Raw genomic sequence first — 12569 nt, 5'->3', positions numbered from 1 at the left:
TCAGATCTTGGTGACCTGGTTGAACGCCAGCGTGACCGGGGTCTCGCGCTCGAAGATGGAGACCAGGACCACGAGGGTCTGGGACTCGACCTTGATCTCGGAGATCGTGGCGGGCAGGGTCTCGAACGGACCCTCCTTCACGATCACGGACTCGCCGACCTCGAAGTCGACGTGGACCGGAGCGGCGGCGACGCGGGCCTGCTTGCCGCCTTCCTGCTCAGCCTGCTCCTGCTCGAAGACCGGAGCCAGCATGGAGACGACCTCGTCCAGCTTCAGCGGGACCGGGTTGTGGGCGTTGCCCACGAAGCCGGTGACACCCGGCGTGTGGCGGACGGCGCCCCAGGAGGCGTCCGTGAGTTCCATGCGGACCAGGCAGTAACCCGGGATGCGCACGCGGGTGACGACCTTGCGCTGCGCGTTCTTGATCTCCACGACCTCTTCCATGGGGACCTGGATCTCGAAGATGTAGTCCTCCATGTCCAGGGTCTGGACGCGGGTCTCGAGGTTGGTCTTCACGCGGTTCTCGTAGCCGGCGTACGTGTGGACGACGAACCAGTCGCCCTCCTGGCGGCGGAGCTTGGCCTTGAAGGCTTCGAGGGGATCCTCGGCAGGTGCTGCGGGAGCGACGTCGTCGCCCTCCTCGCTCTCCTCCGCGTCGTCAGCCTCGGCGACGGCCTCCGCTTCCTCAGCCTCGGCGGCCAGGGTTTCGGGCGCAGCAGTGTCCGCCTCGACGGCGTCCTGGGACTCCGGGGCGACGTCCTGGTTGACGGTCTCGCTGAATTCGAGCTCCTGCTCAGACACGTGGTCTCCTGCTTCGTCGTTAGTGCATTGCAAGCGTGGGAACGCTCGTGGTGGCCGAGCCACCCAGAGGGGCATCCCACTTAAATGGCTCAATTCCACAGGCAGCCATCTCAACCCCCTTGCGGAGGCGATCCGGTGGCCTGCGGAAAGTCAGTCGGTCAGCGTTCCGTGGGACCCGTGCCGCCGAACACCCAGCCGACGCCCACGCCGAAGGCGAGGTCAAGGAGGGTGACGATCAGCATGACGATCGCCACGAAGACCAGCACCACCAGCGTGTAGTTGAGGAGTTCGGAGCGGGTCGGGGTGACGACCTTCTTCAGCTCGCCGATCATCTGCCGGAAGAACAGGGCGATCCGGGCGAAGAAGCCCAGCTTCTTGCCCTTCTTCCCACCGCTCTTGGCAGGACGGCCCTGAGCGTCATTGGCGGCAGTATCGGTCACTGTTCCCTCGCTCTTCTTTGCCGTGCTGTTCTGACGAACCCGTGCGGCTACCGTTCGGCAAGCCTCAGTGCTGGTGCTGTGGTGTTCCCGGCTGACGCCTGGAGCTAACCATGCGCAGGGCAGACAGGACTCGAACCTGCAACCTGCGGTTTTGGAGACCGCTGCGCTACCAATTGCGCCACTACCCTATGGAGTCGGATGGCCTTTCGGCTTCCAACACCGAGGTACAACTATACGCAAGATGTGGGAAAACGTCTAAGTGGGACTCATGCCCCGTTCGGGCTGTGCCTCGCGGAGCACCTGAGCCTAAGCTTGGAAGTGCCGGTTGACCCCGGGATCACGCTGAAAAACACGCGAAGGACTCCGCCCCATGCCCTCTTCACGCATCTCCCGACGCATCTCCTCCATCGCCGAATCCGCCACCCTCGCGGTGGACGCGAAGGCCAAGGCCCTCAAGGCCGCGGGCCGTCCGGTGATCGGCTTCGGGGCAGGTGAGCCTGACTTCCCCACCCCCGGGTACATCGTGGAAGCCGCGATCGAGGCCGCGAAGAATCCCGCATACCACCGCTACTCCCCCGCCGGCGGGCTGCCCCAGCTCAAGCAGGCCATCGCGGAGAAGACGCTCCGTGACTCCGGCTACCAGGTGGACGCCTCTCAGGTCCTGGTGACCAACGGCGGCAAGCAGGCCGTGTACAACGCCTTCGCCACGCTCCTGGATCCGGGCGACGAGGTGATCGTCCCGACCCCGTTCTGGACCACCTACCCCGAGGCGATCCGGCTGGCCGGCGGCGTGCCCGTGGAGGTCTTCGCCGGACCGGAGCAGGGCTACCTGGTCACCGTGGAGCAGCTCGAAGCCGCCCTGACGGAGAACACCAAGGTGCTGCTCTTCGTCTCCCCGTCCAACCCCACGGGCGCCGTGTACTCCCCGGAGCAGGTCGCCGAGATCGGCGCCTGGGCCGCCTCCAAGGGCCTCTGGGTGGTCACGGATGAGATCTACGAGCACCTGACCTACGACGGCGTGCCCTTCACCTCGATCGCGGCCGCTGCCCCGGAACTGGGCGACAAGGTCATCATCCTCAACGGTGTGGCCAAGACGTACGCCATGACCGGGTGGCGCGTGGGCTGGATGGTCGGCCCGGCCGATGTCATCAAGGCGGCCACCAACCTGCAGTCGCACGCGACCAGCAACGTCTCCAACATCATGCAGATCGCCGCGCTGGCCGCCGTCTCCGGACCGCTCACCGCCGTGGACGAGATGAAGGTCGCCTTCGACCGGCGCCGTCAGGCGATCACCGCGGGCCTCAACGCGATCGACGGCGTGGAGTGCCCGACGCCGAAGGGCGCCTTCTACGCGTACGCGGACGTCCGCGGTCTGCTGGGGAAGTCGTTCCCGACGGCCGCCGGCGGCACCGCCACGCCGCAGACCAGCGCCGAGCTGGCGGCACTCATCCTCGACGAGGTCGAGGTGGCCGTGGTCCCCGGTGAGGCGTTCGGCCCGAGCGGCTACCTGCGCCTGAGCTACGCCCTGGGCGACGACGACCTCGCCGAAGGCGTCCGCCGCCTGCAGGAATTCCTCGGCAAGGCCTCCTGAGGCACAGAACGTCGGCGCCACCGGCAGCAATGCCACTGACCGCCCCGCACCGTCCCGCACGGTGCGGGGCGGTCGTGTTTCCACCGGGCCTGGATGACAGGATCCGGATGACACCGTCGCCAGGAGCGCGTTCGGGGCAGCATTCAGAAGCGCATTCAGGACGCCGGGGCAAGCGCCGCGGACGACCGGTCAATCCGCGCCCGCCCGCGCCCGGCACAGTGGTGACCATGAAAGCAACCGCTCTCCGACGCCCTCCGTTCGCCATCACCGCACTGGCCCTCGGCATCACGATGCTGGTGGCGAGTGAGTTCCTCCCGGCGAGCGTGCTGCCCCTGATCGCCGCCGAGGTGGGGGTCAGTGACGGCACAGCGGGCCTTGCCGTGGCGGCGACGGCCCTGGCGGGCGCGGTGACCGCCCCGAGCCTCGCCAGCCTGGTGCCCCGCACCGACCGGCGGACTGTCCTGATTGTCCTGCTCGGGGTCGGGACGGCGGCCAACGTCCTCGTGGCGCTCGCCCCGTCCTTCCCGGTGCTGCTGCTCGGTCGTCTGGCGCTGGGAGTGGCGATCGCGGGTTACTGGTCGCTGGCGTTCGGGGCCGGGGTCCACATCCTGCCGTCGCGCGCCGCGTTGGTCTCCACGGCACTGGCGACCGGGACGAGCGTCGCGACGATCGTCGCGATGCCGCTGGCCGCCGTCGTCGGGAGCGCGCTCGGCTGGCGGCAGGTCTTCTGGGCGGCGGCCGGCGTGGGTGCCCTCGCCACCGTCACGCTCGCGGCGACACTGCCCTCCGTGCCGGCGCATCCGTCGGCCGGCTTCGCCATGATGCGCAGGGCCCTCGGACATCGCCGCCTCATGATGGGCATCCTGTGCGTGGGGCTGGCCGCCTTCGCGAACTTCACGGCCTACCCCTACATCAGGCTCGCCATCGAGGCGGTCGACCCGGGCGCCATGGGCTGGCTGCTCCTGCTCTGGGGCGCGGGAGGCCTGGTGGGGAACTTCCTGGCCGGGGCCATCTCACGCAGGCTGCGCTTCGCCGTGTCCCTCGGGCCGTTCGTCCTGGCCGCTTCGCTGCTGCTGGCCTCGCAGAGCGGCACCACGGCGTCCCTCACCGTGGCGAGCCTCGCCTGGGGACTCGGATTCAATCTGGTGCCCGTCACCACTCAGCTATGGGTCACCACGGTCGAGCCGGACGACGCCGAAGCCGCGGTCAGTCTCCAGGTCACCGCGTTCCAGATTGCGATCACGCTGGGCGCGGTCGTGGGAGGCGTGCTGCTCGATCACGCGGGCCTGGCCGCGGTCTTCCTCACCGCCGCGGCCGCCGCCGTGCTGGCCGGCGTCGGCTTCTCCGCCCTGCCCGCTCAGCCGGCCGAGGCCCGCCAGCGTCCCGGGGTGGTCCCTCGCTCCGCCGAGAAGGCCCGGACGAAGGCGGCGTCGGACGCGTAGCCGACGCTCGCGGCGATCTGGCTGATCTGCTGATCGCCGTGCCGCAGCAGGTGGGCGGCACGGGCGAGCCGCTCCTGGCGCACATACTGCATGGGCGTCACGCCGGTCTGTGCGCGGAAGCGCTCGGCCAGGGCGGTACGGCTCAGAAGCGCGAGTCTGGACAGCTGCAGGAGGGTCCACGGATGCGCCGGGTCCTGCCGGATGGCGGACGCGGCCCGGCACACTCCGGGATCCCATTCCGCGGCCTGCTCCGCCGCGTCCAGGGAGACGAGCATCGCGCCGCCGATCAGGTGCCCGTATCCGCGATTGAAGTCCCGCACGGTCGGTTTGCCGCTCAGGGGGCAGGCCGCCACGAAGTCCGTGACGCCGTGGTGCCGGGCATTGAAGTCGGGCACGACAGCGGGCTCCGGCAGGGCCGCGCCGGTCAGTTCCGCCAGATCGACCTGGAGCAAACGGCTCGGTTCCAGGGCCCGGGCCCGGAAGCGCGCCGCCTGCCGGAGGAACACGGCCGCGGACTCGGAGAGCACGCGCTCCTGCTGGTTCCAGCGCAGCATGACGGTCCCTGAGAGCACCAGAAACCAGACCGAGGGCGAAGCCCACGGAAGAGCTTCACCCTCGGAGAGGTCCAACACGGTGGAAGCACTGGCTTCCCACTGGGCTTGAAGATCCGTCACAGTCACCGGAACGCGTCCAGAGGCCCGGTCATTCCTGGGATCCTGGCCGGGGCCGGCCGGGAGTGCTCCGGCCGGCCCCCGGCTCAGCTCACGGCCAGAGGTTGGGGTTCAGGTCCGAGCCGTACCCGCCGTAGCGCGGGCGGCGCTCCAGGTGCAGGTGGGGTCCGGTGGTGTTGCCGGTGTTGCCCGAGTACCCGATGAGCTGGTTGGTGGCGACCCGCTGGCCCTCGCTCACGACCGAGCGGGAGAGGTGGCAGTAGCCCCAGTCGGAACCGTCCACATTGTCATTGATGAGGATCATGGTGCCGTAGGCGGATCCCCAATTGGCGCGGCCGGTGCGGACGTCGCCGCCGATGGTCGCATACACCGGGGTGCCGACGGGGCATCCGATGTCCACGCCCGTGTGGTAACCGGCGGCCCAGGAGCCGGGCTGACGCCACTGCGCCGTGATCGGGTGGGCGGCGGGGTCCCGCACGGGACGCACGTAGGACGCGGCCTGGGCGGCCGGCGCGACGGCGATTCCCGCCACGGTGAGGCCGGCGACGGCGAGGCCGCCTCCCAGAATGCTCCGTCGGCTGGGCAGGATGGATGGTTCCTGACGATCGGTCATGGCTGTTCTCCTGAGTGCTCATGGGTTGGCGAGGCGGAAGGGCGCCGCCCGTGGTTTAACACGGTGTCACGACACCCAGGAACAAGCTGTCAACATATCGACCGAGCTGTCAAGAGTCGCACCGGACCGGTACGGTCGCTCGGGGGCATCCTCCCCCCAATGGAGGACGCCCCCGCCGGCGAGGGACGCCATCAGGCCCGCGCCGTCTCCTCCTCCCGCAGCGTGCCCTGCTGGAGGCGGAAACGCCTCTGGGTCTTCTGCGCGAGGCCACGGTCATGCGTGACCACCAGCACCGTGGTCCGGTTCTCGCTGCTCAGCGAACTGAGCAGGTCCACGATGTGCTCACCCGTCTGCTCGTCGAGATTGCCCGTCGGCTCATCTGCCAGGATCAGCTTCGGTTCGTTGCTCAGCGCCCGGGCGATCGCCACCCTCTGCTGCTCGCCGCCGGAGAGGCGATTGGCCTTCCGGACGTGCTTCTCCGGGTCCAGCTGAACCCGCTCCAGCAGCGCCTGCGCCCTGGCTTTGCGGGCGGCGCGTCCCAGACCCGCGAACTCCATGGGCAGCATGACGTTCTCCAGCGCGGTCAGATTCGGGACGAGATTGAACTGCTGGAAGACGAACCCGATGTCCTTGCGGCGGTACGCGGTGAGTTTCGCATCCGGCAGTCCGGCCAGGCTCACTCCGTCCACCACGACGTCGCCGCTCGTGGGCTTGTCCAGCGCGCCGAGCAGGGACAGCAGCGTGCTCTTGCCGCTGCCGCTCTTGCCCACGATCGAGGCGAACGCCCCGCGCTCGAGCTGGAAGCTGACGCCGTTGACCGGCTTGATGGTGCGGTCCCCCGAACTGAACTGACGGACCAGATCCTTGACTTCGATCATGACTACTCTCCTCGCAGGACTTCGATGGGGCGGATGCGCGCGGTCAGGAGCGCGGGAACCAGGGCGCCGATGATGGCCACGACGAACACGGCTCCGATGCCCAGGGCGATGACCCCCGGCGAGACGCTCGCATTGACGGAGGTCAAGAGCTGATTGGCGCCTCCCAGGAAGCCGCCGCCCCCGCCACCCGGTCCGAAACCCCCGCCCTGGCCACGCCGCCCGGACGCCGCCCCCGCGGTGTTGGAGCTGACGAGCGCCGACGCGATCCCACTGCTGGCGAAGGAGGCGATGACACCGCCGACGACGCTTCCCAGCGCCACGAGGACGAGCGCCTCCAGGACGAACTGCAGGCCGATGGTGCGGTTGGGAGCGCCGATCGCCTTCAGGACGCCGATCTCGCGGCGGCGTTCCCGGACGAGCAAGACCATGATGAAGAGAACCACCAGCCCGGCCGTCGCCAGCGAGGCGATGAAGGCCACCATCGAGATGTTCTTGACGCTGTCCAGCGAGCTCACGGCGCTCGCCAGATTGCGCTGACCCTGCGTGACGTCGGCCTTGCCGGAGCCCAGGGCGGACTGCAGGGCCGTGCGGGTCGAGTCGACGTTCGCCATGGAGTCCACCGTGACGATCATGCTGGACACCTCGCCGGTGGTGCCCGCAAGGGCCTGGGCCTGAGGAAGCGTCAGATACACGGCGTTGTTCCCGAACTCGGTGCCCGCGTCGAAAAGGCCCGCCACCGTGTAGTTCTTGCCGTTGATCGTGAAGACCGACCCCGGCTTGAGGCTGTTCTTGGTGGCGAGCGTCGTGCCGACCAGGGCCTTGGTGTTCGCCTTCGTGTAATCGCCGAGTCCGGCGCCCGCGGTGATGTTCAGCGCCTTGCCGGAGCTGTCCACTTCGGCGCCGGTGCCGGTGGCGGTGATGGGGAGCTGGAAAGTGCGGTTCTGCGCAGCGCCGCCAGTTCCAGCGCCGCCGGCGCCCCCGCCGCCGGCGCTGTCCGTGGAGCCGGAGTTGTTGCGCCGTCCCAAGGTGCCGGCGTCGATGGCGGGCTGCAGGCTCGTGGTTACGGCGGTGCCCTGCCCGCCGGGACCGCCGAAGCCCGGCTCCTGCGTGGCGGACGACGACGAGCTCTCCGTGCGCAGCCGCAGGGCCTTCGTCGACACGACCGACTGCACATGCGGCACCGCGGCCGCCGTCTTCGCCTCGGCCTCGGTGAGCGGTTCCCCTCCGCCGTCGAAACCCTGGCCGCCCGCGGGATTGACCGTCAGCACGGTTCCCACGGAGGCGTTCAGCTCCTGGACTTTGGCCCCGACGGCCTGGTTGGCCACGAGCATGGCCAGCGCCAGGCCGATGGCGACCGCCAGGACGGCCACCACCGCCGTCGTTCTGATGGTGTTGCGGAAGGCATTGCCTACGCTCCGGGCAAGGACGTTCACGGTTCTCCTCGGGAAAAGTCCGCCGGTCGCGGACTGCTCCCCTCAGAGTGCGCAGTCCCGCTGTGTGAGGAGACGGCCTAGGCTATGCGCGGGCTGTGAGAACGATCGTGCTGGCCCGGGCCGGGCAGGTCTGAAGCAGCCCGGTCTGAAGAAACTCAGAGCAGACGGCGCTCGGCGGCCCAGCGGCTCAGCTCGTAACGGTTGGAGAGCTGCAGTTTGCGGAGCACGGCCGAGACGTGGGTCTCCACGGTCTTGATGGAGATGAAGAGCTCCTTCGCCACCTCCTTGTAGCTGTAGCCCCGCGCGATCAGGCGCATGACTTCGAGTTCCCGCGCCGAGAGTCGATCCAGCTCGTCGTCGGCGATGTCCTCCACCGCGGTGCCGAAGGCGTCGAGGACGAAACCGGCCAGACGCGGCGAGAAGACCGCGTCCCCGCCGGCCACCCGGTGGACGGCCGCCGTGATCTCCTCACCGGAGATCGTCTTGGTCACGTAGCCGCGAGCGCCCGCCCGGATGACGGAGACGACGTCGGACGCGGCGTCGGAGACGCTCAACGCGAGGAAGCGGACCTGGCCCAGCAGGGCGGAACAGCGGTTGATCACCTCGCGGCCTCCGCCGCCCAGGCCTCCCGGCAGGTGGACATCCAGGAGCACGACGTCGGGAAGCTCGTGCGTGATCACCTCGACGGCCTGATCCACCGAGCCCGCCTGCCCGACCACGTCGATCGTGTCGCCGAGGTCGGCCCGCAGGCCGGACCGGAAGATCGCGTGGTCATCGACGATCACCACACGGGCGGTCGTACGGGCATCCGCGGCGGGGCTCTTGTCGGTCATGCGTCGTCTCCATTCCGTGGCTGTGGTTTCCGTGCTTCCGGTTTCCGGGAATCCGTATCGTCGTGGTCGTGCGCCGCTGCGGGAAGGCTCAGGCGCACCTCCGTGCCGTCCTCGTCGCTGAGGATCACGGCAGTGCCCCCGTGACGCTGCATGCGGCCGATGATCGACTCCCGCACGCCCATGCGGTCCTCGGGCACGGCGTCCACGTCGAAGCCGGGACCGCGGTCCTTGACGAAGATCTCCGCCCCGCGCTCCGAGCACTCGACATAGACGGACACTGCCCCGCCGCCGTGCCGGACGGCGTTCAGCATCGCCTCACGCGCCGCCTGGACGAGGGCCTCGTGGCGTTCGCTCATGTCCGCGTCGCCCACGCTGACGACGTCGACGGCGTGGCCGTGCGTGTCCTCCACCTCCGCGGCGGCCGCCTTGATCCGCTCGGCGAGCAGGCCGGCGTCGCGGTTGGTGTCCCCGAAGAGCCAGGTGCGCAGTTCGCGCTCCTGGGCCCGCGCAAGGCGTACCACGTCCTGCTCGGAGCCGGCACGGCGCTGGATGAGCGCGAGCGTCTGGAGGACCGAATCGTGCAGATGGGCCGCGATCTCGGCGCGTTCCGTCTCGCGGATGCGCCCGGCCCGTTCGGCCTCGAAGTCCTTCCAGAACTTCAGCCCCCACGGCAGCAGCACGAGCCCCACCCCGCCCAGGACCGTCACCGACGCGAGGAGCGCTAGCCACGTCTGCTCCCAGGACCCGGCGCCGGACACCATGACCAGCACCCCGGCCATCACGAGAGCCAGGCCGGCCAGCAGCCGCACCCAGCCCCCGGCCTGATCGGCCTTGGTCCGGTCCACGAGATGTGCCCTGCGGGTCTCGTCGAGCTGCATCCAGGCGATGGCCGCGCCGCCCAGGATCGCCGCGACGGGGATGAGGGTGCCGAGGGGGACGTCGACGCCCAGCTGCCGCGCGATGAGGATCGCGGCGAGCAGGAGCAGACCCGCCCCCAGCAGGACCTCCTTGCCGTACGGGATGGACCGGTCACGGCCGCCGCGCGTGCGCAGCCACGGCGGGCCCGAAGGCTGAGCGGAGGTCTGCGCGCCGGCGTCGGCCGCCGGGCCCTGTTCCGTGCCGCTCACGGCGGGGGCGATCGGCGACGCCGGCCGCGGCGCTTTCCGCTGGGCGTCCTCGTCCGCCGTCGGGACCATGGTCCACAACCAGCCGTAGAAGACCAGACCCGCGCCGCCCGCGAGCGCCGCGATGATCATGCCGAGCCGCACGAACTTCACCGGCCACCCCAGATGGGCGGCCAGCCCGCCGCAGACCCCGGCGATCATGCGGTCGCCACTGCGGACCAAGGGCGTGCGCTCGGCGGCTGTCGTCATGTCGTCCATCCAACCACGGAACAGGGTCTCCCCGGCCGGCCGATCAGGGATCTCAGGGCGCTCTCAGGGGCGCTTCAGGGTATCCCCCAGTAGAGGCGCGGGGCTCCCGGACGAGAGGATCGAACCATGAACACGCACAGCACCACACCAGAGGAGCCCCGGCAGCCGGCCGGAGCCACGGCGGAGGCCGGTCAGCAGGGGCCGGGGACCTCGTACGAGGCGCCCCGCACGGCACACACGTCCCAGGATTTCTTCTCCTGGATCCGGAGCCTCGGCATCCGGCGCGGCAGCGATCGCTGGCTGGGCGGTGTGTGCAGCGGCCTGGCCGACCGTTTCGGGGTCGACCCCCTGATCGTCCGTGGCATCTTCATCGTCCTGGCGGTCTTCGCCGGCATCGGAGTCCTCGTCTACGGCATCGCCTGGGCCTTGCTGCCCGAGCCGGACGGGCGCATCCATGTCCAGGAAGCGGCCGCGGGACGGTGGAGCGGCGGCATGACGGGCGCGCTCATCACCACCATCATCGGGTTCCCGAGCCTCGGCCGCGGATTCTGGGAGTGGGGCTGGAACGGAGTGAACGCCTTGTTCTGGACGCTCGTCTGGGTGGGGGCGGCCGCCTTCGGCATCTACTACCTGATTCAGCACAAGCGTGCCAAGGACGCCCGGCGCGCGGGGCCGGACCACGTGCCCGGCGCGCCGACAGCTCCGGGCTCCCCCGCGGACGGCTTCCAGCACACGGGGTGGGACGCCACCGGCGTTCCGCAGCCGTTCACGGCCTCTGCTGCCGGAACAGCGGCGCCTGCGCCGTCCTACATGGCCGCCACGACGGCGGACCTCCCGGCGCCGCCGCTTCCGTCGCCGTCGCTCGCGGCCCCCTCAGCCCCGGCGCCGCCTCCCGCCCAGCCCCGGCCTCCGAAGATCCCGCGGCATCGGCAGGGGCCTGGCAGCGCGCTCGTCGCGGTGTTCGTTGGTCTGGCACTGCTGGTGGGCGGCGCGCTCAAGGCTCTGGACGCGGCCCGGGTCATCGACCTCGGCACGGCCTCCACCGCGGTGGTCCTGGCCAGTGGCGCGGCCGTGCTCGGCTTCGGGGTCCTGATCGCCGGGATCCGTGGGCGGAGCTCCGGGTTCCTCGGATTCCTGGCCGTGGTCGGGCTGGTCATCGGAGCGTTCTTCACGATCGCGCCGCGGGCCGAAGGACTGCACTTCCAGAACCGCGACTGGACCCCGGCCGGCGTCGAACAGGCCCGCCAGGGCTTCGACCTCACGGGCGGCAAGGGCACCGTCGACCTGAGCGGGCTGGGCGGCGGGGCGCCCCTGAACAGCCGTGTGGTGGTCCCGCTGGACGTCACCGCCGGCAGCCTGACCCTGGTGATCCCGGAGAACATCCCGGTGCAGATCCGCACCGACCTGACCTTCGCCTCGCTGGAACAGGACGGCACCGACACTGGCCACGTGGCCGACAAGGGCACCCGCACCTACAACGACGGCAAGCCGGGCCAGCCGCTGGTCATCGAACTCGATGGAACCTTCAGCAACATCTCCGTCCAGGAAGGAAGCCTCTGATGAACACCCACGAATCCCCCCGGGACGCGGACCAGGAGAACACCGATGACACCGCAGTCCCCAGCACGGAGGCCTTCAGCACGGCACTTCCCGCGACCCACCGCTTCGACGCCACCCCGTCCTTCACGGACGAGGCGGGCAGCGCCCATGCCGCGGACGACGCCGCCGAGCAGTTGCACCGCGCCCCCTCGGCACCGGCCACGGAGCCTGCGCCCGCCGTCGCTCCCCTCACCGTTCCGGCCGCTCCGGCCGCCGCTCCCGAGGAGCGCCGCGGCGGGCCCCGGGTCAGCACCAGCGTCTGGGGGCTGCTGATCATGGCACTCGCCGGGCTCCTCATCGTCTCCCGGCTGGGGCTCGTGGCGCTCGACGGGACCTACGTCCTGATCGGCCTCATGATCGGGACGGGCGCGGCCCTCGTCATCGGGGGCCTCGTGTCCGCCGCGGCACGGAAATCCACCGCCGCCCGGAGCACTGACCATCACCGGACGCGCGGCAGCGGCTCCGGCATCGCGTGACAAAGCACGCCTGACACGGAAGGCTAGAGACATGGACAAGTTCTTCAGCATCATCAGGGGCCTCGGCCTGAAGCGTGGACCGGAACGCTGGCTGGGCGGCGTCTGCGGCGGGCTCTCCGCCAAGTTCAACGTGGACGTGGCCTGGATCCGCATCGGCTACCTCCTCTTCTGCCTCCTGCCGGGGCCGGCCTTCGTGGTCTACCTGGCGGCGTGGCTCCTCCTGCCGGACGGCAAGGACGAGCGGATCATCCTGCAGGGCTTCCTGCAGAACCGCGGCGTCAAGTAGTCGTCAGACAGGAGTCCGGTGGTCCGCGGAACCACCGCGGTCCGACCCGCGACGAGCATGGCCCCCCGTTCATGAACGGGGGGCCATTTGTCATCTGGGTCACAGAAAACCGTAGAATTACCGTGGGCTCAAC

General features: G+C 69.8%; 13 protein-coding genes and 1 tRNA gene. 5 read left to right on the top strand and 9 right to left on the bottom strand.

What is annotated here, in order from left to right; all coding sequences use genetic code 11:
* The 3 genes from nusG to AB6732_RS01680 form a co-directional block, all read right to left on the bottom strand.
* Positions 1-801 (bottom strand): transcription termination/antitermination protein NusG, encoded by an 801-nt coding sequence (nusG, locus tag AB6732_RS01690; RefSeq protein ID WP_370957793.1) that lies wholly within the window; start codon positions 799-801, stop codon positions 1-3.
* Between the two features lie 158 nt (positions 802-959).
* Complete coding sequence (gene secE, locus AB6732_RS01685; RefSeq protein ID WP_066211598.1) at positions 960-1241, bottom strand: preprotein translocase subunit SecE; 282 nt, start codon at positions 1239-1241, stop codon at positions 960-962.
* A gap of 115 nt (positions 1242-1356) precedes the next feature.
* Positions 1357-1429: transfer RNA gene (locus AB6732_RS01680), tRNA-Trp, on the bottom strand.
* 182 nt (positions 1430-1611) lie between these two features.
* Here AB6732_RS01680 and AB6732_RS01675 point away from each other — a divergent pair.
* Positions 1612-2832: a pyridoxal phosphate-dependent aminotransferase gene (locus AB6732_RS01675; RefSeq protein WP_370957792.1), complete on the top strand. Its 1221-nt coding sequence runs from the start codon at positions 1612-1614 to the stop codon at positions 2830-2832.
* Positions 2833-3059: 227 nt separating this feature from the next.
* Entirely contained in the window at positions 3060-4274 is a 1215-nt protein-coding gene (locus AB6732_RS01670) for an MFS transporter (protein WP_370957791.1), read from the top strand.
* Here the strand turns inward: AB6732_RS01670 and AB6732_RS01665 are convergent.
* The 6 genes from AB6732_RS01665 to AB6732_RS01640 all read right to left on the bottom strand — a co-directional run bounded on the left by AB6732_RS01665 (position 4190) and on the right by AB6732_RS01640 (position 10075).
* A complete protein-coding gene (locus AB6732_RS01665; RefSeq protein ID WP_370957790.1) occupies positions 4190-4828 on the bottom strand; it encodes a helix-turn-helix transcriptional regulator in 639 nt (212 codons plus the stop codon). The two genes, AB6732_RS01670 and AB6732_RS01665, sit on opposite strands and share 85 nt — an antisense overlap.
* A gap of 208 nt (positions 4829-5036) precedes the next feature.
* Entirely contained in the window at positions 5037-5558 is a 522-nt protein-coding gene (locus AB6732_RS01660; RefSeq protein ID WP_066211603.1) for a M23 family metallopeptidase, read from the bottom strand.
* A 191-nt stretch (positions 5559-5749) separates the two neighbouring features.
* Positions 5750-6436 carry an ABC transporter ATP-binding protein gene (locus AB6732_RS01655; protein WP_370957789.1) on the bottom strand — a complete coding sequence of 229 codons (687 nt, stop codon included), beginning with the start codon at positions 6434-6436 and terminating at the stop codon, positions 5750-5752.
* 2 nt (positions 6437-6438) lie between these two features.
* Positions 6439-7869 carry an ABC transporter permease gene (locus AB6732_RS01650; RefSeq protein ID WP_370957788.1) on the bottom strand — a complete coding sequence of 477 codons (1431 nt, stop codon included), beginning with the start codon at positions 7867-7869 and terminating at the stop codon, positions 6439-6441.
* Between the two features lie 155 nt (positions 7870-8024).
* On the bottom strand, positions 8025-8702 hold the full coding sequence (locus AB6732_RS01645; protein ID WP_370957787.1) for a LuxR C-terminal-related transcriptional regulator: 678 nt from the start codon (positions 8700-8702) through the stop codon (positions 8025-8027).
* A complete protein-coding gene (locus tag AB6732_RS01640; RefSeq protein ID WP_370957786.1) occupies positions 8699-10075 on the bottom strand; it encodes a PspC domain-containing protein in 1377 nt (458 codons plus the stop codon). The genes AB6732_RS01645 and AB6732_RS01640 overlap by 4 nt, the downstream gene beginning before the upstream one ends.
* A gap of 126 nt (positions 10076-10201) precedes the next feature.
* Between AB6732_RS01640 and AB6732_RS01635 the strand changes: the two genes are divergently transcribed.
* From AB6732_RS01635 to AB6732_RS01625, 3 genes are read left to right on the top strand one after another with little or no spacing between them, the layout of a single operon-like run.
* A complete protein-coding gene (locus AB6732_RS01635) occupies positions 10202-11635 on the top strand; it encodes a PspC domain-containing protein (protein ID WP_370957785.1) in 1434 nt (477 codons plus the stop codon).
* Positions 11635-12150 (top strand): hypothetical protein, encoded by a 516-nt coding sequence (locus tag AB6732_RS01630; protein WP_370957784.1) that lies wholly within the window; start codon positions 11635-11637, stop codon positions 12148-12150. The genes AB6732_RS01635 and AB6732_RS01630 overlap by 1 nt, the downstream gene beginning before the upstream one ends.
* A gap of 31 nt (positions 12151-12181) precedes the next feature.
* Positions 12182-12436 carry a PspC domain-containing protein gene (locus AB6732_RS01625; protein WP_370957783.1) on the top strand — a complete coding sequence of 85 codons (255 nt, stop codon included), beginning with the start codon at positions 12182-12184 and terminating at the stop codon, positions 12434-12436.
* The last annotated feature ends 133 nt before the right edge of the window (positions 12437-12569 follow it).

The sequence above is a fragment of the Arthrobacter sp. RCC_34 genome (genome assembly GCF_041360795.1).
GTDB lineage: Bacteria > Actinomycetota > Actinomycetes > Actinomycetales > Micrococcaceae > Arthrobacter_E.
Note: the sequence above shows the minus strand (reverse complement) of the source record. Positions and strands in the feature narration are given on the sequence as shown.

Excerpts from the sequence above, each read along its gene's own strand:
- AB6732_RS01675 (WP_370957792.1), top strand. The coding sequence starts at position 1,612 with ATGCCCTCTTCACGCATCTCCCGACGCATCTCCTCCATCGCCGAATCC.
- AB6732_RS01670 (WP_370957791.1), top strand. The coding sequence starts at position 3,060 with ATGAAAGCAACCGCTCTCCGACGCCCTCCGTTCGCCATCACCGCACTG.
- AB6732_RS01665 (WP_370957790.1), bottom strand. The coding sequence starts at position 4,828 with ATGCTGCGCTGGAACCAGCAGGAGCGCGTGCTCTCCGAGTCCGCGGCC.
- AB6732_RS01660 (WP_066211603.1), bottom strand. The coding sequence starts at position 5,558 with ATGACCGATCGTCAGGAACCATCCATCCTGCCCAGCCGACGGAGCATT.
- AB6732_RS01655 (WP_370957789.1), bottom strand. The coding sequence starts at position 6,436 with ATGATCGAAGTCAAGGATCTGGTCCGTCAGTTCAGTTCGGGGGACCGC.
- AB6732_RS01645 (WP_370957787.1), bottom strand. The coding sequence starts at position 8,702 with ATGACCGACAAGAGCCCCGCCGCGGATGCCCGTACGACCGCCCGTGTG.
- AB6732_RS01640 (WP_370957786.1), bottom strand. The coding sequence starts at position 10,075 with ATGACGACAGCCGCCGAGCGCACGCCCTTGGTCCGCAGTGGCGACCGC.
- AB6732_RS01635 (WP_370957785.1), top strand. The coding sequence starts at position 10,202 with ATGAACACGCACAGCACCACACCAGAGGAGCCCCGGCAGCCGGCCGGA.
- AB6732_RS01630 (WP_370957784.1), top strand. The coding sequence starts at position 11,635 with ATGAACACCCACGAATCCCCCCGGGACGCGGACCAGGAGAACACCGAT.
- AB6732_RS01625 (WP_370957783.1), top strand. The coding sequence starts at position 12,182 with ATGGACAAGTTCTTCAGCATCATCAGGGGCCTCGGCCTGAAGCGTGGA.